This is a genomic window from Robiginitalea myxolifaciens (genome assembly GCF_900115205.1).
GTDB classification, from domain to species: domain Bacteria; phylum Bacteroidota; class Bacteroidia; order Flavobacteriales; family Flavobacteriaceae; genus Robiginitalea; species Robiginitalea myxolifaciens.
This window is the reverse complement of record NZ_FOYQ01000001.1, coordinates 741,616-764,794: the sequence shown is the minus strand read 5'-3', so window position 1 is coordinate 764,794 and position 23,179 is coordinate 741,616. Positions and strand designations below refer to the sequence as shown.

Annotated in this window: 18 protein-coding genes and 1 tRNA gene; 9 read left to right on the top strand and 10 right to left on the bottom strand. The window is 50.2% G+C overall.

The features are described from left to right. Window positions 1-58: 58 nt before the first annotated feature. The 4 genes from tsf to rplM form a co-directional block, all read right to left on the bottom strand. A complete protein-coding gene (gene tsf, locus BM318_RS03340; protein ID WP_092980669.1) occupies window positions 59-883 on the bottom strand; it encodes a translation elongation factor Ts in 825 nt (274 codons plus the stop codon). 55 nt (window positions 884-938) lie between these two features. Further along, the gene (rpsB, locus tag BM318_RS03335) at window positions 939-2,138 is read right to left on the bottom strand and encodes a 30S ribosomal protein S2 (protein WP_092980667.1); all 1,200 of its coding nucleotides are present in this window, start codon (window positions 2,136-2,138) and stop codon (window positions 939-941) included. Between the two features lie 248 nt (window positions 2,139-2,386). Then, a complete protein-coding gene (rpsI, locus tag BM318_RS03330) occupies window positions 2,387-2,773 on the bottom strand; it encodes a 30S ribosomal protein S9 (RefSeq protein WP_092980665.1) in 387 nt (128 codons plus the stop codon). Then, the gene (gene rplM, locus BM318_RS03325; RefSeq protein ID WP_092980663.1) at window positions 2,773-3,228 is read right to left on the bottom strand and encodes a 50S ribosomal protein L13; all 456 of its coding nucleotides are present in this window, start codon (window positions 3,226-3,228) and stop codon (window positions 2,773-2,775) included. The genes rpsI and rplM overlap by 1 nt, the downstream gene beginning before the upstream one ends. Before the next feature lie 223 nt (window positions 3,229-3,451). Here rplM and BM318_RS03320 point away from each other — a divergent pair, with 223 nt between their 5' ends. Both BM318_RS03320 and BM318_RS03315 read left to right on the top strand, forming a co-directional pair. After that, entirely contained in the window at window positions 3,452-6,151 is a 2,700-nt protein-coding gene (locus tag BM318_RS03320; protein ID WP_092980661.1) for a DUF5916 domain-containing protein, read from the top strand. A gap of 94 nt (window positions 6,152-6,245) precedes the next feature. Further along, the gene (locus BM318_RS03315; protein WP_092980659.1) at window positions 6,246-6,761 is read left to right on the top strand and encodes a hypothetical protein; all 516 of its coding nucleotides are present in this window, start codon (window positions 6,246-6,248) and stop codon (window positions 6,759-6,761) included. Between the two features lie 3 nt (window positions 6,762-6,764). On the opposite strand, the gene polA is transcribed toward BM318_RS03315, so the two are convergent. Together polA and BM318_RS03305 are read right to left on the bottom strand one after the other, a co-directional pair. After that, the gene (gene polA, locus BM318_RS03310; protein WP_092980658.1) at window positions 6,765-9,593 is read right to left on the bottom strand and encodes a DNA polymerase I; all 2,829 of its coding nucleotides are present in this window, start codon (window positions 9,591-9,593) and stop codon (window positions 6,765-6,767) included. A gap of 9 nt (window positions 9,594-9,602) precedes the next feature. Further along, window positions 9,603-10,637 carry an isoaspartyl peptidase/L-asparaginase family protein gene (locus BM318_RS03305; protein ID WP_092980656.1) on the bottom strand — a complete coding sequence of 345 codons (1,035 nt, stop codon included), beginning with the start codon at window positions 10,635-10,637 and terminating at the stop codon, window positions 9,603-9,605. Window positions 10,638-10,676: 39 nt separating this feature from the next. On the opposite strand from BM318_RS03305, the gene BM318_RS03300 reads away from it, so the two are divergent. The 3 genes from BM318_RS03300 (at window position 10,677) to BM318_RS03290 (ending at window position 13,039) form a co-directional block, all read left to right on the top strand. Further along, window positions 10,677-11,405 carry a copper homeostasis protein CutC gene (locus BM318_RS03300; RefSeq protein WP_092980655.1) on the top strand — a complete coding sequence of 243 codons (729 nt, stop codon included), beginning with the start codon at window positions 10,677-10,679 and terminating at the stop codon, window positions 11,403-11,405. Window positions 11,406-11,421: 16 nt separating this feature from the next. Further along, window positions 11,422-12,651: a metallophosphoesterase gene (locus BM318_RS03295; protein ID WP_092980653.1), complete on the top strand. Its 1,230-nt coding sequence runs from the start codon at window positions 11,422-11,424 to the stop codon at window positions 12,649-12,651. A 91-nt stretch (window positions 12,652-12,742) separates the two neighbouring features. Next, window positions 12,743-13,039: a thioredoxin family protein gene (locus tag BM318_RS03290; RefSeq protein WP_092980651.1), complete on the top strand. Its 297-nt coding sequence runs from the start codon at window positions 12,743-12,745 to the stop codon at window positions 13,037-13,039. A gap of 14 nt (window positions 13,040-13,053) precedes the next feature. Here BM318_RS03290 and BM318_RS03285 read toward each other — a convergent pair whose 3' ends face one another. Beyond that, window positions 13,054-16,419: a glycosyltransferase family 117 protein gene (locus tag BM318_RS03285; RefSeq protein ID WP_092980650.1), complete on the bottom strand. Its 3,366-nt coding sequence runs from the start codon at window positions 16,417-16,419 to the stop codon at window positions 13,054-13,056. Between the two features lie 143 nt (window positions 16,420-16,562). Here BM318_RS03285 and BM318_RS03280 point away from each other — a divergent pair. Together BM318_RS03280 and cls are read left to right on the top strand one after the other, a co-directional pair. Then, a tRNA-Gln gene (locus BM318_RS03280) sits at window positions 16,563-16,634 on the top strand. A gap of 122 nt (window positions 16,635-16,756) precedes the next feature. Continuing rightward, the gene (gene cls / locus BM318_RS03275) at window positions 16,757-18,142 is read left to right on the top strand and encodes a cardiolipin synthase (protein ID WP_245759725.1); all 1,386 of its coding nucleotides are present in this window, start codon (window positions 16,757-16,759) and stop codon (window positions 18,140-18,142) included. Window positions 18,143-18,202: 60 nt separating this feature from the next. Here cls and BM318_RS03270 read toward each other — a convergent pair whose 3' ends face one another. Genes BM318_RS03270 through BM318_RS03260 form a run of 3 tightly spaced genes read right to left on the bottom strand, consistent with a single transcriptional unit; the run spans window position 18,203 to window position 19,949 of the window. After that, window positions 18,203-18,622 (bottom strand): hypothetical protein, encoded by a 420-nt coding sequence (locus BM318_RS03270; RefSeq protein ID WP_092980647.1) that lies wholly within the window; start codon window positions 18,620-18,622, stop codon window positions 18,203-18,205. Next, complete coding sequence (locus BM318_RS03265; protein WP_092980645.1) at window positions 18,619-19,470, bottom strand: universal stress protein; 852 nt, start codon at window positions 19,468-19,470, stop codon at window positions 18,619-18,621. Before BM318_RS03265 ends, BM318_RS03270 begins: the two co-directional genes overlap by 4 nt. 29 nt (window positions 19,471-19,499) lie before the next feature. Next, a complete protein-coding gene (locus BM318_RS03260) occupies window positions 19,500-19,949 on the bottom strand; it encodes a pyridoxamine 5'-phosphate oxidase family protein (protein ID WP_092980644.1) in 450 nt (149 codons plus the stop codon). A 146-nt stretch (window positions 19,950-20,095) separates the two neighbouring features. Here BM318_RS03260 and BM318_RS03255 point away from each other — a divergent pair, with 146 nt between their 5' ends. Beyond that, window positions 20,096-22,219: a M28 family peptidase gene (locus tag BM318_RS03255; RefSeq protein ID WP_092980642.1), complete on the top strand. Its 2,124-nt coding sequence runs from the start codon at window positions 20,096-20,098 to the stop codon at window positions 22,217-22,219. Between the two features lie 39 nt (window positions 22,220-22,258). After that, entirely contained in the window at window positions 22,259-23,167 is a 909-nt protein-coding gene (locus BM318_RS03250; protein WP_092980640.1) for a nucleoside hydrolase, read from the top strand. Window positions 23,168-23,179: the final 12 nt, after the last annotated feature.

Genomic DNA, 23,179 nt, shown 5'->3' with positions numbered 1-23,179 from the left:
TTTTGTTATGGATGGTACTCCAGGTACAATCCAATAGGCTTATTCCAGCGCTACTTACTTATCCCAGTGCTACGCGCTCGAATCCGGTCACTTCCAGGGAAGGATCGGCAGACTTCACGTACTGAGCAACGCTTTGCTTACTGTCTTTGATAAAATCCTGATTTACCAGGGTATTGTCCTTGAAGAAACGCTTGAGTTTCCCCTGGGCAATTTTATCGAGCATGGCTTCCGGCTTTCCTTCCTGACGAAGTTGGTCCTTGGCAATTTCGATTTCTTTATCAATAGTCTCCTGATTAACGCCTTCTTCGTTCAGGGCAACAGGATTCATGGCAGCAGCCTGCATCGCAACATCTTTGGCAACTTCAGCAGCTCCGTTGACCGCAGCAGAAAGCCCAACCAGGGTAGCAATCTTGTTACCGGCGTGGATGTAAGAACCTACGAAAGGAGCCTCGAGTTTGGAGAACCCTCCGATTTCGATTTTCTCTCCAATCACCCCGGTTTGCTCAGTCAGTTTTTCCTGAACACTCATGCCGTTGTAATCGGCTGCGAGGAATGAATCCTTATCGTTGTATGCCAGGGCAAGCTCAGCCAGTTCATTGGCCAGGTTTACAAAACCTTCGTTCTTGGCTACAAAGTCGGTCTCACAGTTGAGGGAAATAATTACCCCTGTGGTTTTACCTTCGTTTACCTTCGCGATAGCAGCTCCTTCTGAAGATTCACGGTCAGCGCGCTTAGCGGCAACTTTTTGACCCTTCTTGCGCAGGATTTCGATTGCTTTGTCAAAATCGCCATCGGCTTCCACCAATGCGTTTTTACAATCCATCATCCCGGCTCCGGTAGCCTTTCGCAGTTTATTTACTTCAGCGGCAGTGATTTTTGCCATTTTATTATAGTGTTTGTAAGCCGTACTACGGCTTGGTTTATCTACTAATTACTCCTTATTCTACGCCACCTTTGGCGTTGTCCTGCCATTCTTTAAGGGCATCCCACTTACCTTCGGCAGCCATTTTACCTTGCTTTGGCCAGGATCCTGGATCCAGGTGTGCCATACGGGAGCTGGCTTCAGTGAGGATTTCTTTGATGGCATCGGGCTTAGCTTCGGCAAGCGCAGCATAAGTGCTGATTCCAGCTTTGGTAAGGGCTTCAGCAGCCTTTGGTCCAATTCCCTCGATCTTGGTGAGATCTTCTGCGGTAGCTGCTTTAGCTGCTTTGGCAGGGGCTTCTTTCTTCGCTTCTTTAGCAGGAGCTTCCTCTTTCTTAGGAGCTGCCTTCTTTTCCTCGGCTTTAGGCGCTTCAGCTGCTGCTGGCTTTTCCTCTTTGGCCGGAGCTGCTTCGACAGGAGCTTCCGCCTTTGGCGCTTCTGCTTTAGGGGCTTCGGCTACTTTGGTTTCTGCTTTGGCTTCGGTCGCTTTTTCTTCTTTCCCTTCTTTCTCGGCAGCCTTCTCGGACTTGCGCTCGGCAAGACCATCAGAAACTGCTTCCGCAACGCGGCTCATGATTACTTCGATTGAGCGGGAGGCGTCGTCGTTAGATGGAATAACAAAGTCTATAGGACGGGGATCAGAGTTCGTATCCACCATGGCAAAAACCGGAATATTCAGCTTTTGGGCTTCCTTTACGGCAATGTGCTCGCGCATGGTATCCACAACAAAGATAGCTCCGGGCAAACGGGTCATATCCGAGATAGATCCGAGGTTCTTTTCCAGTTTCGCACGCAGGCGATCTACTTGCAAACGCTCCTTTTTAGAAAGGGTGTTGAAAGTACCGTCTTTCTTCATGCGATCGATAGCCGTCATTTTCTTGACCGCTTTCCGGATAGTGACAAAGTTTGTCAGCATTCCACCGGGCCAGCGCTCAGTGATGTAAGGCATGTTGACCTCAGAAATCTTCTGGGCAACAATATCCTTCGCTTGCTTCTTGGTAGCGACGAAAAGGATTTTGCGGCCTGAAGCAGAAATTTTCTTCAGTGCTTCGCAAGCTTCTTCGAGCTTGGCAACAGTTTTGTACAGATTGATTACGTGGATTCCGTTGCGCTCCATGTAGATGTAGGGCGCCATATTCGGGTTCCACTTTCTTGTGAGGTGACCAAAGTGCACCCCAGCTTCCAGTAAGTCTTTGACTTCAGCTTTTACAGCCATTTTTCATTTAGTTTACGTTCTTTGAATGCGCAATGACCAAGTGGTTGTTTAGGGAATACTCCCAAAACGCGCCTTAGTCATTTAGATGCTAAACTAAGCGGGCTCCGTCGGGCCAAAAGGCCTTCGGGTCTCAGCATGACTCCCCGCAGGCGGGAAGTCTTTCAAGGAACAGGGTTAAAAAGGTGTCGCACCAGGCGACGTTGAACATATAATAATGCCCGGACCAAAAATGATCCGAGCAGGAAATTTTAACGCTTGGAGAACTGGAATTTCTTCCGGGCTTTCTTCTGACCGAATTTCTTCCGTTCTACCATTCGTGGATCACGCGTCAACAATCCTTCTGGTTTCAGGATCCCGCGGTTCTCCTCGTCCAGTTCTACCATTGCACGGGAAAGTGCAAGGCGAACAGCTTCGGCCTGACCGGTGATTCCACCACCATATACATTAACCTTTACATCAAAAGCGTTTTCGTTTTCTGTAAGGGCCAAAGGTTGCTTAACCTTATACTGCAGGGTAGGAGTTGGGAAATACGTGTTCAGCTCACGCTTGTTTACGCTGATATTTCCTTTTCCCTTGGAAACATAAACACGGGCTACCGCTGTTTTCCTTCTTCCAATTTTGTGAATTACCTCCATTATTTAAGGTCGTTTAAGTTGATCGCTTTGGGTTTCTGAGCTTCCTGATCGTGCTCCGCTCCGGCGTATACACGCAGGTTGCGGAAGAGATCGGCACCGAGTTTATTCTTAGGGAGCATTCCTTTTACAGCCTTCTCAACGATGGCTTCTGGCTTCTTGGCGTGCAGATCGCGAGCAGTTCGCCTGCGCTGACCTCCCGGATAACCTGTGTAACGGATGTACTCTTTATCGTCCCATTTGTTGCCGGAAAGGCTAACCTTCTCAGCATTGATGATAACCACATTGTCACCGCAATCCACGTGAGGGGTAAAGTCGGGCTTGTACTTCCCACGTAAAATTTTGGCCACTTTAGAGGCCATACGGCCTAAAGGCTGCCCTTCAGCATCTACCAGTACCCATTCTTTGGTTACGGTCTTGCTGTTGGCGGACAAGGTCTTGTAGCTCAGTGTATCCACTATATTGTAATTAATATTAAACGCTTCAATCCCGATAAACGGGCTGCAAATGTACGAACTATATGTTGAATTACAAATGCTTATATCGCAATATTTTTTCCCCGATCTCGCCCGAACAACTTTTTGCGCCCGATCCTGTTAAAATTTGAGATTTATTCGGGATTTCTGTAACACTGGGTCGTGGGAAAGGTCTTTAATTCAGCATCAATCGACAAACCTAACCATGAGACAGCTGTTATTAATGCTGGCCCTGACATTTCTTACTGTTAAGGCCGGCGCTCAGGAGGCCAGTGGACCTGTGGCTTCATCGGGCACAGAGGAGGCACTCACTACCACAAGCGAAGAAGAAGTTCCCAAGAAAATTTACGTGACGGCACCTGTCGGGGATGCCGCTGCCCCGGCCATAGACGGAAACTTAAACGATCCTGCCTGGGATCAGGTAGAATGGGCTGGGGATTACACCGAATTTCAGCCCGACGAGAACACCGACCCCAGCGTTGAAACCCGCTTCAAGATTCTGTACGATGCCAAAAACCTGTATGTAGCGTTTAAATGTTACGATCCGGAACCGGACAAAATAGAAAAACGCCTGTCCCGCCGTGACGGTTTTGCCGGAGACTGGGTAGAATTGAACATCGACAGCTATTTTGACAAAAGGACTTCCTTTTCATTTACTGTTACGGCAGCCGGGGTAAAAGGCGATGAATTTGTCTCCAACAACGGGAATAACTGGGACGATAGTTGGAATCCGATCTGGTTTGTCAAGACAGCTACTGATGCTGAGGGATGGACGGCCGAGATGCGCATTCCGCTCAGCCAGCTTAAGTTCGGGGATGCCGAGGAACAGATCTGGGGGCTGCAGTCGACCCGACGGTTTTTTCGGGAGGAGGAGCGTTCCCTTTGGCAACGAAAGCCCATAGATCAACCCGGGTGGGTCAGCGAATTCGGGGAATTGCATGGCCTTAAAGACCTGGAACGCCAACATCAGCTGGAGATTCAGCCCTACACCGTAGCCCGGAGTATAACTTTTCCCGCCCAGGAGGGCAATCCGTTTGAAGACGGAAGTCTTACCGATCTTAACGGAGGGCTGGATGCCAAAGTGGGCATTACCAATGACCTGACCCTGGACCTGACCCTAAATCCGGATTTCGGGCAGGTCGAAGCCGACCCTTCCGCCATTGCCCTGGATGGGTTTCAGATATTTTTCCGGGAACAGCGGCCTTTCTTTATCGAGAATAAGAACATTTTTGAAATGCCCGTCTCCCAATCGCAGGCCGGAGAGACGTTCGGTTCGGACAACGTGTTTTATTCCCGAAGGATTGGGCGCAGCCCACAGGGATTTCCTTCCCTTGCCGATGGGGAATTTGTAGACCAACCATCCAATACACCCATTCTGGGGGCTGCCAAGTTTAGCGGTAAAACCCGCGATGGCTGGTCTATAGGATTTTTGGAAAGCGTAACCGCAAGAAGGCAGGCAGTAATCGATAACAATGGGGATCGACGCAAAGAGGTTGTTGAACCGCTAACCAATTATATGGTGGGTCGGGTCCAAAAGGATTTCAACGACGGAGACACTTATGTAGGTACCCTCTTTACAGCTACGAATCGCGAATCCCTGGCTGAGTCTGTCGATTTTTTACACCAGGCAGCCTATACAGGAGGAGTCGACTTTAAGCATCAGTGGAACAATCGGGATTGGTATGTTGGTGGGGGATTGGTATGGAGCCATGTCGAAGGAAGCGAAGGTGCCATCCAACGTACTCAGGAATCGATTGAGCACCTCTTTCAGCGCGAAGGCGCAGATTATCTCGAGGTGGATCCCAATCGTACCTCCCTTACCGGAACAGGGGGAAACCTGCAATTGGGCAAAGTGGGTAATGGTCATTGGCGATTTGAGACGGGTGGAACCTGGAGATCGCCGGAGTTGGAATTGAATGACATCGGATTTCAGCGGCAGGCCGATGATATCCGCCACTACACCTGGGTTGGTTATCAGACCCTGAAACCCGACAAGACCTTCCGGCGTGTCGGAATAAATTACAACCACTGGGGTGCATGGGATTTTGGGGGCAACAACAATTTACTGATGTTCAATACCAACAGCTGGCAGAACTGGGCCAATAACTGGTTCTCCAATCTGGGGACCACGGTAGTGGCCAGCCAGCACAACAATTTTGCACTGCGGGGTGGTCCCCGCCTTCGGCTGTCCCCGGCGATAAGTTTTTGGAGTGGTATTAATACAGACAGTCGCAAGAAAATCCGGTTTACCCTGCGCCACAATGGATACCGCGCCTTTGATGATTCGTTTAGGAATTATCGCGTCAGCGGCGGCTTCTTTTATCAGCCGACCAATGCCCTGAGCCTTTCTGCATTTCCGAGTTGGTCCATAAACCGGGACCAGTTGCAATGGATCAGCAATATTTCTGTTGGGGACGACACCCGATACCTCAATGGGTTTATTGAGCAGCAAACGCTTTCCATGTCGATTCGCCTGAACTATACCATTAACCCCAACCTCACCCTGCAGTATTGGGGGCAACCGTTTATTTCGCGCGGCCGTTATTCCGAATTTAAGATAGTAACCGATCCCCTTGCGGCCGAGTTCGAGGACCGTATTACGCGGTATTCGGACCAGGAAATCAGTTTCCAGGAAGGTGTATATTCCGTAGATGAAAATAGTAACGGGAGCGTGGACTTTACCTTTGGGGATCCCGATTTCTCCTTTGTGCAGTTTCGTTCCAACCTGGTGATTCGCTGGGAGTATATTCCAGGTTCGGAGCTCTTCCTGGTTTGGTCCCAGGACCTCACCGCTTCGGGAAATCCAGCCGACCCGCTACTAGATACTTTAGAATCGAATATTTTCGGAGATGTGCAACCCAGGAATATCTTCCTCTTAAAGGCGACATATCGTTTTGCGCTCTAAGGCGCAGAAAATATTATGTGCTGCCTTACGTTATTGGAATAACACCCAGGTAGGGTAGCTGCCGGGTTAATTGTTATTTCAGAAACTACGCCACATGAAAGTCCTCAAAGAAATTTCCAAATTATTCCTGCTTTCTGCCCTGTTAACGAGCAGCTTTCTCATGGTTTCCTGCTCCAATGACAGCGGGGACGATGCGCCGGCCAGTATTGTGGGCACCTGGGATGCCCGGGAATTGCGAATAGATGAGAACACCGCTACGGAAGACGAATTACTCGCAAAGGATTTCCTCGATATCCTCGCAGCCAAAGATTGCTATATCCTCAGCCTTACTTTCAATGCCGACGGTACTGCGGAGGCCGAAAACTCTTCGGAATATTTGGATCTGAGCGGACTCGCTACCGGAAATTTCGACATTCCCTGCCCCTCGCAATCCAATGTTGAGCAAGCCACCTACACCTTCGAAAATGGCCAGCTAACCGTGGTAGATGCCATGGGGGTGACTTCCACAGCTGAGGCTTCTGTCAGCGGAAATCAGCTCATCCTTCAACTCGAAGGCAGCGTTTTTGACGACGTGGTCAGCGACGGGGAATTGGTTTTTGTTAAGCGCTAGCTATTAGTGCGCTTCCAGCCAGTTATCGCCCAGGCCCATATCGACAACAAGCGGCACGGATAGCTCATAGGCGTTTTCCATTTCCTCCACAATCATTGCACAGACTTCTTTTTCCTCTGCTTTGTACAGGTCAAAGACCAGTTCGTCATGCACCTGCAGTAACATTTTGGTCTTGTAATTCCCTGCCTGGAGTTTATCATGGATGCGGATCATTGCGATTTTGATAATGTCCGCTGCGCTACCCTGTATCGGTGCGTTTACCGCATTGCGCTCGGCTGCCCCGCGAACGACTGCATTGCTGCCGTTGATGTCTTTCAGGTAACGCCGGCGCCCCAGCACGGTTTGCACATACCCATTTTCCCGCGCAAAATCGATCTGATCGCTGATGTAGTTCCGCAACTTGGGATACGTCTTGTAATACGTGTCGATAAGTTCCTTGGCTTCGGTGCGGCTCAAATCGGTCTGGTTGCTCAGGCCAAAGGCGGAGACCCCATAAATGATCCCAAAATTTACTGTTTTGGCGTTCGCGCGTTGTTCCCGGGTCACTTCCTCCTGGGATACCCCAAAAACCCGAGCCGCCGTGGAGCGGTGGATATCTTCTCCTTTCTTGAAGGATTCGATCATGTTGTCTTCCTCACTCAAGGCTGCAATGATGCGCAGTTCAATCTGGGAGTAATCTGCTGCCATAAGGCAATAGTCAGAATCCCTCGGCACAAAAGCCTTGCGCACCTGCCGCCCCCTTTCGGTTCGGATGGGGATATTTTGCAGATTGGGATTATTACTGCTCAGCCGCCCGGTTGCCGCTACGGTCTGCATATAATCGGTATGCACCCGTCCGGTACCCGCAGCCACTTGCTCCGGGAGGGCATCTACATAGGTAGACTTTAATTTGGTCAGTCCCCGGTAATCGAGTACATGCTGTATAATCGGATGATCCTTAGCCAGGGAGGACAAGACATCCTCCGCAGTCGAATACTGGCCGGTTCGGGTCTTCTTTGGCTTATCGACCAATTTCATTTTATCGAACAGGATTTCGCCGAGTTGCTTGGGCGATCCGATATTGAATTCTTCCCCCGCGTCTTGGTAAATCTGCTGTTCGAGTTTTTCTATATCGCTATTCAAGGCTGCGGCCAGACTTCCCAGGAAATCCGTATCCAGTTTAATGCCTTCCAGTTCCATATCGGCCAGTACACGGAGTAAGGGGATTTCGATATCCCGGAATAACCCGGCTGTCCCGGCTTCTTTGAGTTCCCCTTCAAACTGATGGGCCAACTGCAAAGTAATGTCGGCATCTTCCACAGCGTATTCCTTCTGATCCTCCAGCGGTACGTCGCGCATACTCAACTGGTTCTTGCCTTTTTTTCCAATGAGGTCGCTGATGGGAACCGGGCTGTAATTCAAATAGGTTTCGGCCAACACATCCATGTTGTGCCGCATGTCTGGATTGATGAGGTAATGCGCGAGCATGGTGTCGAAAAGTGGCCCTTTCACCTCGATCCCATACATCCGCAGGACCTTGATGTCGTATTTCAGGTTTTGCCCGATTTTTTCAATGTTGGTGTCTTCAAAAAACGGCCGCAATTCTTCTAACAATTCCAGGGCCTCTTCCCGCGATTCCGAGAAGGGGAGGTAGAAGCCTTTTCCAGCTTCCCAGCTGAAAGCGATCCCGACCAACTCGGCTTCCAACGGATTCAGCGAGGTGGTTTCAGTATCAAAGCAAACACGGGTTTGGGACATCAGGCTTTGCAGGAATAGTTTTCGGGCCATTCCACTGGCTACCGCCTGGTAGTGATGATCTACATCGGCAATGGTCCTCCGGCCTGAGTATTCTTCCAAAGGTTGGCTTTCCGCTGCGTCCCCGAAGAGGCTGAATTGTCCACTCCCCGCTTCGCGCTGCTGTTTGCGAGCGGTTTCCGTGCTGCTTACCTGGGCGGCTGGTTCCGCTTCGCCGGAGAACAGCTTCAGGAACTGTTCTTTGAGGCGGCGGAATTCCAGTTCCTCAAAAAGTTCCTGCACTTTTTGGCTGTCGGGCATACTCAGCTCAAAATCCTCGGCATCGAATTCGACATCGCAGTCCAAACAGATCGTGGCCAGTTTTTTGGAGAGTAGGCCCAGTTCGGCATTGGCCTCGATTTTTTCCTTCATTTTACCCTTGAGCTGGTCAACATTGGCCAACAACCCTTCTACAGAACCGTATTCGGCTATAAATTTCTTGGCCGTTTTGTCGCCAACGCCAGGAAAACCAGGAATGTTATCACTGGCATCACCCATCATCCCCAGATAGTCGATAACCTGTTCTGGCCGCTCCACACCAAATCGTTTCTGAACCTCAGGAATCCCCCAGATTTCGATCCCGTTACCCATTCGGGCGGGTCGGTACATAAAGGTGTGCTCAGTGACGAGTTGCCCAAAGTCTTTATCGGGAGTAACCATGAAGACTTCAAAGCCTTCAGCTTCTGCCTGTCGGGAAAGTGTCCCGATGATATCGTCTGCCTCAAGTCCGGATCGCTCAATGCAGGGAATATGCATGGCCTTAAGGATATCCTGTATCCAAGGAACGGCAACCCGGATGGCGTCGGGGGTTTCGTCCCGATTGGCCTTGTATTCCGGGAAGAGTTCGGTGCGTTCAGCACTGCCGTCTTTATCAAAACATACCGCCAGGTGATCCGGTTTCTCACGGCGGATCACATCGAAAAGGCTATTCATAAAGCCCATAATTGCCGAGGTGTCCATACCCTTGGAGTTGATTCTCGGATTTTTAATGAGGGCGTAATATCCTCTGAAGATCAGGGCATAGGCGTCCAGGAGGAAGAGTCGTTTCTTTGTTGACATTTTATCGATTTATGACTCGGGTTGAATAAAACTTGCAGATGGGACATTGCGGTGTCCGTTGGCATCATAGAGGCGATAGCTGAATCCCGGGTGGATGCAATAGGACCCGGTTTGTCCTTGCTTATTGAGCGCGATAAAACCAATTTGGAAGTCCTGCCGTCCTTTGTTCTTTGCCAGGATTCGCCGCACGCCTTCTTCACAGGCAGCCTGCGGGCTAAGTCCCTGGCGCATTAATTCTACAATCAAAAAGCTTCCGACAGTTCGCACCACTTCCTCACCCATTCCTGTTGCCGTGGCACCGCCAACCTCGTTATCGACATAAAGTCCCGCTCCGATTACCGGACTATCTCCTACACGCCCGCGCATTTTATAGGCCAGGCCACTGGTGGTACAGGCTCCGGCAATATTCCCTGCCGAGTCCCGGGTAAGCATGCCAATGGTATCGTGGTTTTCAATATTGATGACAGGTTTGTAATCCGAAGTTTTTTTCCATTCCTCATACTCCTCACGGGCAGCCTCGGTCAATAACTCGCGGGTATCAAACCCCTGCTCTCTGGCAAATTGCGCGGCACCTTCTCCAACGAGTATTACATGAGGGGTTTCTTCCATTACCTTACGGGCAACCGATACCGGGTGTTCAAAACCTTCCAGGGCCATTACCGCCCCACAATTCCCATCGGAATCCATAATGCAGGCATCCAGGGTTACATGGCCATCCCGATCGGGCCTGCCCCCTAAACCTACAGTCATATTTTCGGGATTTGACTCCTCGACGCGGACTCCCGCTTCGGCAGCATCCAGGGAACTTCCTCCGGCATTGAGCACTTCCCAGGCGGCCTCGCTGGCCTTGCCAAAGTTCCAGGTGCAAAGGGCAATAGGACCTGCTATGGCCTCCCCTGCTTCGGCGGTTTTATCGGCCTCGCCGGCCATAGTTCCAGCAGTTCCCGATTTGTCCGATCCGGTGTTGCAGGAGGCTAATGCACTCACGGCCAGGATGCCCGTGGCGCCTAAAGAGGAATTTTCCAGAAATTTCCTTCTGTCCATCGTCCTAAGGGATTAAATTCGAATTTTAAAGATAACAATATGCTGGTAGAAGTATGTGCCAATTCTGTGAGCTCTGCGAAAATCGCCCAGGCTGCCGGAGCGGACCGAATTGAGTTTTGCAGTGAGCTGGCCGTAGGAGGGATTACCCCTTCCCTGGGGATGCTGACCCAGGTCCTGGAGGAGGTGCGCATTCCGGTACATGTTTTGATCCGACCACGCAGCGGAGATTTCTGTTACGATGCATCCGAGTTTAAGGCCATGCTTCGGGATATTGCCCTGGCACGGGAAGCCGGGGTCGCTGGAATCGTGAGTGGCGTTTTATTTCAGGATGGATCCCTGGATATGGAGCGCACCCAAATTCTGAAAGAGGCCGCCGGGGATTCCACCTTTACCTTTCATCGCGCCTTCGACCGCTGCCCGGAACCCGAGAAAGTATTGGAGCAGCTCGAAACCCTGGGCCCGATGTATATCCTGAGCAGCGGACAGGCTTCCAACGCAACGGCCGGACTGTCCACATTGGTAGGTCTCGCTGCGCAAGCCCGAAATTGCAAATTCATGCCGGGGGCGGGGATTGGCCCCGACAATGCAGGCCTGTTTGCCGATGCCGGATTTACTGCTATTCATTTAAGCGGAGTTCAGGTTCCGCAGGAACAGGAGCTCTTTCACGGTCCTGCAATGAACAGCCCCGGGATGTTGCGGGAAACCAGCCCACTGCTTTCCGATGCAACCCGTATTTCTGAAACCGTCCACCGCATCAAGGCTATATAATAGGTATCTTTAACCCATGTGGCGTTGGATCATTTTTATTGTCGTTTATTTTGCTTTATGCCTGTATACCTTACAGGCGCTACAGGCCGCGGTGCGCTTTCCATGGGTGCGTTTCCTGTATATCGCTATTGTTCTGGTCATTCTCGGGAATTTTATTTACCAGTTTACGCTGGGTGAAGTTCAGGGTCGGGTATTGAGCCGACCAAAGAGTTTTGCCTTCGGATTTTTACTGGCGGTGCTCACCTTTAACCTGATCACCATCTTATTCCTGTTCTCAGAGGATATCGTTCGCCTGGTGGTGGGCATCTATCACAAATTTCTTGGGGGTAAAGGGGAGTTCACGGTACCTGGGCGCCGCCGTTTCCTGAGCCTGATGGCACTTGGTTTGGCCTCCCTGCCTTTTGGGGCTTTGCTGTATGGCATGTTCCGGGGGAAGTACAATTTTAAAGTGCTCCGATACACCCTGGAGTTCAAGGATTTGCCCGAGGCCTTTGACGGCTATACGCTGACACAGATTTCCGACATTCATAGTGGAAGTTTTGACAATCGCGACAAGATCGAATACGCCGTAGATCTGATCAATAAACAACAAAGCGATGTGATCCTGTTCACCGGGGACATGGTCAACAATATGGCGGTGGAAATGAAACCCTGGGCGGAGTTGTTCAGCACCCTCAGCGCTCCGGATGGGAAATACTCCGTTCTGGGGAATCACGATTACGGGGATTACGTCAGTTGGGAAACCGCGGAAGCCAAATCTCAGAATTTGGAAGATCTGAAAAACCTCCAACGGGATATGGGTTTTAAGCTGCTCCTTAATGAACACACCTTTTTAGAGCGAAACGGAGCGCGCCTAGCCCTGGTAGGAGTGGAGAACTGGGGGCGTGGTGGTTTTAAGAAAGCAGGTGACCTGCGCAAAGCAACCGAAGGCCTGGACCCGGCTGCCTTTAAGATCCTGATGAGCCACGATCCTTCACATTGGGAGGATCAGGTGATACAGGATGAGCTGCATTACCACCTCACCCTGAGCGGTCATACCCATGGGATGCAATTTGGGATTGAGATTCCCGGGTGGATCAAATGGAGCCCGGTCAAGTGGCGCTATAAATACTGGGCAGGTATCTACGAGGAACTCGGACAGTTCATCAATGTTAACCGCGGTTTTGGATTTCTGGGATATCCGGGACGTGTTGGCATTTGGCCTGAGATTACCGTGATCGAACTTAAACGGAAGGGTTTAACGTGAATTTAACGCTCTAAACCCCCTAATTACAGGCCTTCTGAAAGGCTATTTAACATTTTTTCTTACTTTTGAGGGGTAATTTAACGACACCTATATGTCTAAATTCGGTGAATTAATCGACCAGAATATCCCGGTACTCCTGGATTTCTACGCCGAGTGGAACGAACAATCTACGGCGATGCATCCCGTACTCCGGGATGTGGCTGCTGCCCTTGGAGACAAAGGCAAGGTCATTAAAATCGATGTCGACAAGAATAAGGAACTCTCCCAGGCACTTCGCATCAAAGGCCTTCCTACTTTGATGATCTATAAAAAAGGAGAGATGGTATGGCGCCAGAGCGGCGAGCAGGATGCCAATACCCTCATCGGAATCCTAAACGAGTACCTGTAATTTCCTCCCAGTATTTAGTTATTGATCACCGCGCTGTCGGCCGGTTCGTCTACGTTGGTATTATCTGTTGCCAGGGTATCGGACACAGGTAGTGTATCGATCAGCGGTGCGGAATCCATCATATCCGGATCCATCCTTTCTTCTGGCAGGTCTGGCAATTCCTCGAGGAAACTCGGACGCATCAGAGCAATCCGATCCATTTGCTCCCGGAATATCAAATCTTCGCTGGCAGCCAGTTCAGTTTCGTTATTGGCCTGAAGAATCCCGATTAATCGTTTGTACGCTTCCAGGTCCGAATAGATAGATTCGGCCAGGGAAATCTGTTCTTCCCGCGGGATACCAGCGTAGTAATCCAGCCGATCCATGTAAATAGCTTTGAGCTCGCGGAACAATTCGCGGCCCTTGGTCGTTTCCCCTACTTTGAAATACCCGTCGACGAAAGGCTCAACAAAGGTGTAGAAATCAAAGTGCTTCACCGGAAGGTTGGTCATGATGAGTTCAATAACCTGCTTGGCTTCATCTATTTTTCCTTCGTCGATCAGGGCTTCTACCAGGCGTGCTGTATTGGCCCGAACCGAGAGTCCCTGGGATCGGGTTTGGGGATCGTGGTAAATGTCGTCACTACCCGAATTTCCAAAATCCCAGTTCATTACCACGTTGAACATCCGTTCGGTATCGATACGACCCAATTCAAAGGAGTTGCGGTTCTCGGTGCGAATGGGGACCAATTTATAGGCCATCCCCTCGAGTTGGAGGTATTCTTTCATCCAGATATACTCCGCCCGGTCAAAGCTTCCTCCTGAAAAATAGATGGGTCGCTTCCAATCGTTATTGGCCAGGATATCGAGCATCAGAATGCGATTCTTGGGCAGAACCCCAGGCAGGTCTATATCGATATAATCCACGATCAGTGCGGAATCCTTTTCGGCGACAAGGCCGGATTCAAGCACATTCCTTTTGTTTACGGGTACCCGGATTTTATTGGTCGGATAGAAAACCAGATCCAAGGTGCTTTCAGGATATTCGTTAACGTCGGCTCCAACGCGCTGCAGGTAGGAGCGCAGTTTGGTTTCCGGGCGGTCGCTGGCAATCCACGCCATGAAGTCTTTAATATTCCAGCGATTTTCAGTTAGTGCCTGGTGGTAGATCACATCCCGGTTCCCATAGCGATATAAATCGTGCGTTAGCTGGGAAGGAATCGGATCACTGGTATAGGCTTTGTGCTTCATCTGATCCACATACCAGTCGGTGGCAAACAGGCTGGTACAGATTACCCGGACATCGGTCCGATAATTCTCAATTTCCTGGGCATACCACAGGGGGAATGTATCGTTGTCCCCAATAGTAAACAGCATGGCCCCCACGTCTTTTTCACAGCTATCCAGGTAAGCTTTAGCAGCTGCCCTGGCCGTGTAGCGGCCTGAGCGATCGTGGTCGTCCCAATTCTGGAAAGCCATGACTCCCGGTACCGCAAAGAGGCAGAGCAACACCACTACGGGCGCCCAGATTTTCGGCGCAATCAGCCGTTTAAATTCTTCATAAAGCCCAACTACTCCCATTCCGATCCAAATCGTAAAAATGAAGAAGGAGCCAACCAGGGAGTAGTCCCGTTCTCGCGGTTGGAAAATATAGGGGTTGGTGTAAAATTGAATCGCAATTCCCGTGAAGAGGAAGAAAACAAAAAGCACCCAGAATTGCTTGGGGTTACGGCTTATTTGGAAAACCAGCCCGATAATTCCAAGTAATAGCGGGAGGAAGAAATAGGTATTCCTTCCTTTATTGTCGAGTACATCCTGGGGCAAGTTAGACTGGCTGCCATGGAACCAATTGTCTACAAAGCCAATCCCGCTGAGCCATTCCCCATTGCCATTATAGCGCCCCTGTTTATCGTTTTCCTTGCCCACAAAATTCCACATGAAGTACCTCCAATACATGTAGCCGAACTGGAAACGCACCATATAATCCAGGTTTTGTCCGACGGTTGGGGGTTGTACCTCCAGGTAATCCCGGAAGCGATTCAGGAAACTGATGTATTGATCTTCTTCGATCTCCCCGGCTTCAAGGCCCTGTCGCAACTGTGCTGCAGCTGCCCGCAATTCGGCGTTGTTCTCGGTAAGCTTAAAATCCAGCGGCCCGAAATAGCGCATATAGTTTTCGGCGTGCTGATCACTCCACATCCGGGGGAGCAGGCCTACATGATCCGGATTTGGACCCGGCAGGGCATCTTCGTACTGGTTTACAATAACATATTTACCCAGAGCTTCGTCCTTTTCGTACTTGGGGCTATCGTCCCGGCTGGGACCAGCCTCAGCGAAGCGGTCAGAGTAATAGGCCCCATATACTGGGCTGTCTACCCCGGGATACTGTTCCCGGTTATAATAGGCCAATAAGGCACGCGCATCGGCCGGGTTATTTTCGTTGATCACCACCTTGGCATTGGCCCGTATGGGGAGCATGAGCCAGGAGGAAAAGCCCAGGAACATGAACAGGCCACAGAGAATTATCGTATTGATCCGGTACATTTCATTCTTTCGGGTATAGCGAAGACCCCAAAAGAAAACCCCGGCAAAGAGCAGCCCCATGATAATTGTTCCCGAATTAAAGGGCAGGCCTACATCATTGATAAAGAAAACTTCACTCCACCCGAATAACATCAGCACATAGGTCAGCGAAAATTTAAAGACCAGGAACAAGACCCCAATCACTGCAATATTGGCCAGGATAAAGTTCAATGGCGTTACGGTCTTGTATCGCTTGAAATAGTACATCAACCCTATGGAGGGTATGGCCAAAAAGCCCATAAACTGGATCCCGAAGGTGAGTCCTACCACAAAGGCAATCAAAACGAGATAGCGATTTCCCCTTGGATTATCCAGGTTGTCTGTCCACTTCAGGCCCAGCCAGAGCAGGAGGGACATAATTAAACTGGCCATCGCATACACCTCGGTCTCGACGGCGTTAAACCAGAAACTATCCGAAAAACAGAGGCTAAGTGTGCCAACAAGGGCTCCACCTAGTATGGCAATCGCTTTCCCGTTGGTACTTTCTGCAGAAAACCCGGTGAGTTTGCGGCTGAGGTTGGTCAGGGTCCAGAACATGAATAGCAAGGCAAAAGCGGCAGAAACCCCCGACATGAGGTTAACCATGAAGGCTACATCCGTGGGATCTGGAGCAAACATGGCAAAAAAGGCACCCATCATCTGAAAGAACGGAGCCCCGGGGGGGTGGGCTACCTGCAGTTTGGCAGAGGTAGCGATGTATTCCCCGGCATCCCAAAAGCTGCCAGTGGGTTCGGTCGTAATGAAATAGATGATAAAGCTGAAAGCAAAAACGAACCACCCGCAAAGGGTGTCCCACTTCTTGAAGTTTTTCGCAAGCATGCGCGGATGGGTTTTACCAGTACGAGGCGAATTTAGTAAATAACCCACATTCCCTGCCTAATTTGAGGAAAGCTTTAACAGCCAAAAAAATAGTTTGCCCTTCCCGAACTTTGTTTTAAATTTGCATCCGCTTAACGGCTGATTGGCCTATGGTGTAATTGGCAACACTACTGATTTTGGTTCAGTCATTCTAGGTTCGAGTCCTAGTAGGCCAACAAGAAGAAACCCCTGGAAGTATTTCCGGGGGTTTTTTTATTGGCGATACAGGTACTACCTTTAAGAGGTAGCGGATTGTAAACCTGCAGGTATCGAAAACCCCGGAATCATAATCGCTCTGGTGCTGTACGCCCTGGTTGCCCTCATCCTCATCTTGGGTTTGCTGGTTCATGGGGCCAAACCATCTAAAACGCTTGCCTGGATTCTGGCCATCCTAACCGTCCCGGTTGGGGGAATCCTTTTTTATTGGGTGCTGGGTCGCAATCGAAGGCGGAAAAAACTCTCCATCGACAAATTAACACTTCCGGGCGAACCGGAACCGACTTCGGCATCCCTGCCTGTGGATAGTCTGCTGATTCAAAAAGTAGTCCGAATCGCATATAACCATAACCAGCTGGCTCCTTCTCAGGACAATGCGTTGCGCTTACTAACTGATGGTAAAAGTACCTTTGAAGCCATTTTTCAGGCCCTGGAAGGGGCAAGGGATCACATACACTTGCAGTACTACATCTTTGAGGAAGGGGAACTGACCCAACGCCTGCTGGAACTGTTTAAGCTGAAAATAACCCAGGGTGTCCGGGTGCGCCTGATCTATGATGTTATCGGCAGTTTAACCCTAAGCGCCGCGTACCGCAGGAAGCTGGAAAAGGCCGGAGTTGAAGTATTTCCCTTCCTGCCATTTCGTTTCGGACGTTTCCTCGAGTCCCTGAACCACAGAAATCACCGTAAAATTATCGTGGTAGATAATCGTGTCGCCTTTACAGGGGGAATCAATATGTCGGATAAGTACCTCAAGGGAGACCCTGTGCTCGGAAATTGGCACGACTTGTACCTCAGGATAAGTGGCCGCGCTGCCTGGCATTTGAACCGCATCTTCGTTGAGGATTGGTACATGGTTAGCGGACAAGATATTTTTGATCCGCAATGGGAGCAAGCGAGGATTACTCCTGCTCCGGGGAAGGTGGCTATTCAGATTCTACACGGCGGGCCCGACGATGACTTTGCTTCACTGGAATGGGTGTACTTAGCTGCCCTGCTCAACGCCCAGCACTATGTCTATATCATCAATCCTTATATTATTCCGGGGCCTGCCCTTCAAAAAGCCATGGTAGCCGCTTCCCGCAGTGGAATAGACGTCCGTGTTTTGCTTTCGGAAAGTTCAGACAGTCGAATCGTTGGCTGGAGTGTCCGGTCTTACTTCGAAGGATTTTTGAAGGCGGGAATTAAGATTTATCTCTATCCGGAAGGATTCCTGCACAGCAAGATGGTAGTAGCCGACGACAATTTTGCAATGGTGGGTACGGCTAACCTCGACAGCCGAAGCCTGGAGCACAATTTCGAGGTCAATGCCTTAGTATATGACGAAGCGGTGGCACAAAAACTAAAGGAAGATTTCCTGAAAGAAATAAATATCAGCAGGATGCTGGCCTACCACGAATTTCGGGATCGCTCCTGGGGAGCCCGATTAAAAGAGGGGATCGGACGCGTGCTTAGCCCGCTTTTATAACATCCGACCCCCAATCCAAGTCACAAACTTTGCTTTTCCCCTACTGATCAGGGCATAGGGTCATTCCACATCGGAGGTGGCAAAATAATCCCGAACCCAGGCTTTGACCTGGTTATCGGTCATGGAATCGGCCTTATGTACCGAGGTAATCCCGGCTGCCAGGTCGTGGTGATTTGTCTCCAGTTCGGTACGCAGTAGGGCAGCCGTATCGGCAGGTCCGAACAATACAATGCTGTCCCCGGCCTTGAGATGCTTCACGACTTCACTGAAATACTGCTTCATCTGGTGTTTATGACGCTCCAGATATTTACTATCCTGCACTACATCCTGTGGACCCCAACGGGCATTCGGAGTTCCCGATCCACCTTTGGGCCGAAAGAATTCCAATTCGGATTCAACAGTGTGCATTACTTCGCCCTTCGGGGTCAGGAAGACCAGGTGGGCATTTTTTCGATCAATCCAAATACCAACTTTTCTCATAATTCAAAGGATTTATCCGGTGGCAGAATCAAAAAGGGAACATTTACATGAAACCCTATATTCTTAATCACAGGTTCTATAAATAATCGCTCGACAAACGTGTGCTTGTTGCGCACCATAGCGAGCAGGTTTACGGGTTTTTCGCTTTTAAACTCATTAATAGCGCTAATCAACGGGGTATCCGCTATATCGTGGAAATGAGCAGTATCTCCGAGTTTGGCCTTCAGCAATTTGCGCAAGGCAGCTTGCCTGGCGCTCAATTCAGGACCGGCGGATACATGGAGCACATGGACGGTGCTTTTATGATTCTTTTGAATTTCCGTAAGAGGCCCCAGTAACTCCCCGGTGTATTCGATTTCATAATCGGTGGGAAACAGGATTATGTTCGGTTCCTGATAGCTGTAGCCGGGGGGAATCACCAAAACCGGACAGTTGCTATTTTTGATAACATGCACTGCGTTGCTGCCGAAGAGGATTTCCCGGGCTCCTGTAGCTCCTTTGGTTCCCATGATTACCAGGTCCACTCCTTCCTGGGCTGCCCGGTCGTGGATCTCATGTACGAGGGTGCTAAAAGCGGCGTGGATACGCAGCGAGTGATTTGGATTCGGAAATTTTTCCTCCAGACTGTGTTTTAGCTTTTTTAGGCGGGTTTCCGCAGCCTCCTGCATCACGTCCCCCAGGCCTATCTGACCCGGACTACCCAAAATATATTCGGGATGGTATACCGGTGGGGTATAGGTGTGGAGGAGGAAAAACAAGCATTCCTGATCCTTATAAAATTCAAGGGCGTAGTGGATGGCATTGAGTGCAACCTCTGAGAAATCGGTGGGTAATAATATCTTTTTCATGTCCCTTGGTGTTTGAGTTATAATAAGCCTCAGGGTCGTTTCCGCCCTGTGATTTCGTCGATGGTGATGCGATAGACTACTGGGGCTTTATCCGTAGACACCTTACTTGAAATATCACTGAGGTGTGTCCCGGGCCTGGCATCCTCAGCCAGCAGAATTTTTCGAACGCCTTCTGCAAACTTATGCAGCAGGTGCCGAGCGTCTATCCCGCTGAGTTCTTCATAGGTGCCATGGACCAGCACGGATTCCCAATGATCCAGGGAGATAATGGTATCGACCTGCAGGGCAACGGTTCCATTTTCCCGCATTGCTTCAATCTTGGTGCCCTCCCCGGAATAGGAAATAATGCAGTGCCCATCTGCATCGTAGAAATAAGTCACGGGCAGAATTGTCGGACCTCCACCTGATATAAAACCGAGCCTTCCGATGTAATTATCTTCCAGCACCCGGAGGCATTGATTGTCGGATAGAACACGCATGGCGTTTGCTTTAAATATTAGATTAAAGCTACTACTGTTCCCCTTTAAAAAATATGACAACCGTCAGTTTGAGCGGGCTATTATTTCCTGCGTGTGGGGTAAATCTTCAGAGTCCTTATATTAGGGCTTCTCAAAATGCTCAAACTATGCGTAAATACGACATTCTTAAGAATTTACTCCTGCTGGTTTTACTCCTGATTAGCGGTACGAAACACGCCGTTCATGCCCAGAATTATCGCGGATACAGCCAGGAATCTACCGAAAATCAAAAAGCGGTCGAAACTGCATTTCTCGAGGCGGTAGACTTTTCGATTTTCCGGGAACACCTAAAGCAATTGACCTTACAACCGCATGTGGCCGGGACCCCTGCCAATGATGAAGTTGCCAACTATATTGCGCAAGTGATGGAAATGGCCGGGATGCGGGTTGAGCGCTACCCTTATGATATCTACATGTCTACTGATGGTGGTAATTCCGCGGTGGAACTGGTGCAGCCCTTACGCCTTCCCCTTAACCAACAGGAATATATCCTGGAAGAAGATTCGTTTTCCGCCGACCCCAACCTGAAGAAAGGATGGAATGCCTATTCCGGTAGCGGGGACGTGACTGCTCAGGTCGTATACGCCAACTACGGCACCAAGGAAGACTTTGAGAAATTGGTTGCAATGGGTGTTGATATTGCAGGGAAAATTGTAATTGCCCGTTATGGCGGAAATTTCAGGGGTTACAAAGCCCGATTTGCAGAACAGTACGGAGCGGCCGGGCTAATCATTTATACCGATCCAGCAGATAGCGGATTTACCCGGGGGCTGGTCTATCCGGAGGGGGTGTACTACAACGAAAGCGCAATACAGCGCGGGTCTATTCTCACTGGCGATTTTACAGGCGATCCCCTAACTCCTTTTGAACCTGCGCTCCCTTTAGATGGAAAGAAAAAGATTAACCGGATGGATCCGGCCGAGGCGAGTCTGCCGAGAATCCCAGTATTGCCATTGCCCTATGGTTCTGCTAAAGAAATCCTGGGCCGGATGTCAGGACAGGTCGTGCCTTCGGGCTGGCAGGGAGGGTTGCCCTTTACCTATCGATTGGAAGGTGGAGATGAATTGCTGGTACGGATTGCGGTGGATCAAAAAAGGGATTTTGTCCGGGTGAATAATATCATTGGAACCTTCCGGGGGACCACCCATCCGGACGAGTGGATTATTCTGGGTTGCCACTACGATGCCTGGGCTTTTGGTGCGACAGATCCCAATAGCGGCACAGCAATGTTAATCTCCTTAAGTGAAACCCTGGGCAAGTTGGCAAAACAAGGAATGGCTCCGAAGCGGTCCATTCTCATTGCGCATTGGGACGGGGAAGAACACGGGGTTTTAGGCTCAAGCGAATGGGTAGAGCAGCTCAAGGAGGAACTCGGGGCAAAAGCAGTAGCCTACATGAATTTTGACGGGGGTGTTTCCGGAAGAAATGTCGGCGGGGCTTCCTCCCCGACGCTGAAACAATTAATGACCGACGCGGCAAAAGAAGTAGCCTATCCCTATTCTGAGGAATCGCTTTACGATCATTGGCGGGGGGATCGCGAAGAACCTGCGATTGGCAATCTCGGAGGAGGGTCCGATCATATTGGTTTTTACATGCATGTTGGGGTACCTTCCATGAGTGGCGGAGCGGGAGGCCCGACCCTGTATCATACGAATTACGACAGTTTCGATTTTTATAAAAATTACGTGGACCCGGAGTTTCAAATGGGAGGCACGGTACAACAATGGGCAGGGCTTATGGCCTTGCGCCTGGCCAATGCGGAGGTCATCCCCTACGATGTGAACAGGTATGCCAGTGATTTAAAAGGGCATTTCGAGAATGCGGTAAAAAAAGTAAAAGAACTCCAGCCTGATTTTGTGGAATTTGACCAGGTGAATGCTGCTTTGATTGAGCTGGAAAAAAATTCCCAGATTTTTAACGACGCGCTCACTGTTGCTCTGGGCAGTGGCGAGCTTTCCGGAAAGGAGATCAGAAGTATTAACGAGCAACTGCTTGCGCTGGAAAAGAGCTTTATAGATAACAAAGGCATGTATTACGGGTCCTGGTACAGGTCCCTGTACGCCTCTACCGACCCATTCAGCGGATATGCCTCCTGGATTTTGCCGGGAATAGAATATGAGCTTTCCCTTAAATCCACCGAACGCCTGGAAGAATGGGATCAGCGCTATGCAGCGGCAATCGAATCCCTTACGACTAAAGTCATGGCTTTGACCGATAGTCTGGGGGAGTAGGCTTTTTCCTTTATCTTAATCATTTGAATTGCTAACCGTATGAAGGCAACTGCTAAAAGACCAATACAATTTATCAGAAGGGTAAGTTTCCTTCCGCTCCTGTGTTTTGCAAGCTTTGCCTTTGCCCAACGTCCGCTTATTGTCGATGCCGACACGGGAAACGAGGTCGATGATCTCTTTGCGCTTGCCCATATCCTCCTGTCCGACGACCTGGAGGTTACCGCCCTCAATGCCGCACACTGGCAAACCAGTCATTGGGCCGTGGCAAATTCTATGGAAAACAGCCACCGGCTCAACCAGCAACTATTGGGGGAAATGGGTATGGATGTACCCACCTTGCGAGGGGCCCCGGCACGCATGTACGATTGGGGAGACCGCGCCCAGCATTCCGCTGCCGCCTATGAGATAATCCGTCAGGCAAGGCAAGGAGATTCCCTGGAGATCATCGCTATGGGAGCCTTGACTAACCTGGCATCGGCCGTATTTATTGCTCCGGAGATAGCGCCGAAATTGAAGATCTACTGGTTGGGGACTACGATGGATTTTGAAACCGGTGTCATGAAGCGCAACGATTTCAATCCACTGATGGATCCTTTCGCCCTGGATTATCTCCTGGAGTCCCGTGCCGATTTACATATTATCCCCCTCAACGTTGCCGTTGCTATGGAAATATCCCGGGAACGGCTGGACCAGGAGATCGGTTCAACCGAGTTGGGCGAATACTTAATTGCACGCTGGGAACAGCACTTGGATGGTTCTCGCGAAAAGCGCATCCTATGGGATTTGGCTTTAGTGGCCGCTTATGCCCATCCGGAGCGGGCCCGGCAGGTGGAATTCACAACCTCGCGGGATAGCGGCAACCGGGTCATTCAGGTCTATGATTGGATTGACGCCGAAGCCATCTACGCCGACTTCTTCACGGCCGTGCGAGCTTTTAAAAAACGGTAGCAACAAGGGTTA

Coding starts and splice junctions, on each gene's coding strand:
- tsf (WP_092980669.1), bottom strand. CDS start 883: ATGGCAAAAATCACTGCCGCTGAAGTAAATAAACTGCGAAAGGCTACC.
- rpsB (WP_092980667.1), bottom strand. CDS start 2,138: ATGGCTGTAAAAGCTGAAGTCAAAGACTTACTGGAAGCTGGGGTGCAC.
- rpsI (WP_092980665.1), bottom strand. CDS start 2,773: ATGGAGGTAATTCACAAAATTGGAAGAAGGAAAACAGCGGTAGCCCGT.
- BM318_RS03320 (WP_092980661.1), top strand. CDS start 3,452: ATGAGACAGCTGTTATTAATGCTGGCCCTGACATTTCTTACTGTTAAG.
- BM318_RS03315 (WP_092980659.1), top strand. CDS start 6,246: ATGAAAGTCCTCAAAGAAATTTCCAAATTATTCCTGCTTTCTGCCCTG.
- polA (WP_092980658.1), bottom strand. CDS start 9,593: ATGTCAACAAAGAAACGACTCTTCCTCCTGGACGCCTATGCCCTGATC.
- BM318_RS03305 (WP_092980656.1), bottom strand. CDS start 10,637: ATGGACAGAAGGAAATTTCTGGAAAATTCCTCTTTAGGCGCCACGGGC.
- BM318_RS03300 (WP_092980655.1), top strand. CDS start 10,677: ATGCTGGTAGAAGTATGTGCCAATTCTGTGAGCTCTGCGAAAATCGCC.
- BM318_RS03295 (WP_092980653.1), top strand. CDS start 11,422: ATGTGGCGTTGGATCATTTTTATTGTCGTTTATTTTGCTTTATGCCTG.
- BM318_RS03290 (WP_092980651.1), top strand. CDS start 12,743: ATGTCTAAATTCGGTGAATTAATCGACCAGAATATCCCGGTACTCCTG.
- BM318_RS03285 (WP_092980650.1), bottom strand. CDS start 16,419: ATGCTTGCGAAAAACTTCAAGAAGTGGGACACCCTTTGCGGGTGGTTC.
- BM318_RS03270 (WP_092980647.1), bottom strand. CDS start 18,622: ATGAGAAAAGTTGGTATTTGGATTGATCGAAAAAATGCCCACCTGGTC.
- BM318_RS03265 (WP_092980645.1), bottom strand. CDS start 19,470: ATGAAAAAGATATTATTACCCACCGATTTCTCAGAGGTTGCACTCAAT.
- BM318_RS03260 (WP_092980644.1), bottom strand. CDS start 19,949: ATGCGTGTTCTATCCGACAATCAATGCCTCCGGGTGCTGGAAGATAAT.
- BM318_RS03255 (WP_092980642.1), top strand. CDS start 20,096: ATGCGTAAATACGACATTCTTAAGAATTTACTCCTGCTGGTTTTACTC.
- BM318_RS03250 (WP_092980640.1), top strand. CDS start 22,259: ATGAAGGCAACTGCTAAAAGACCAATACAATTTATCAGAAGGGTAAGT.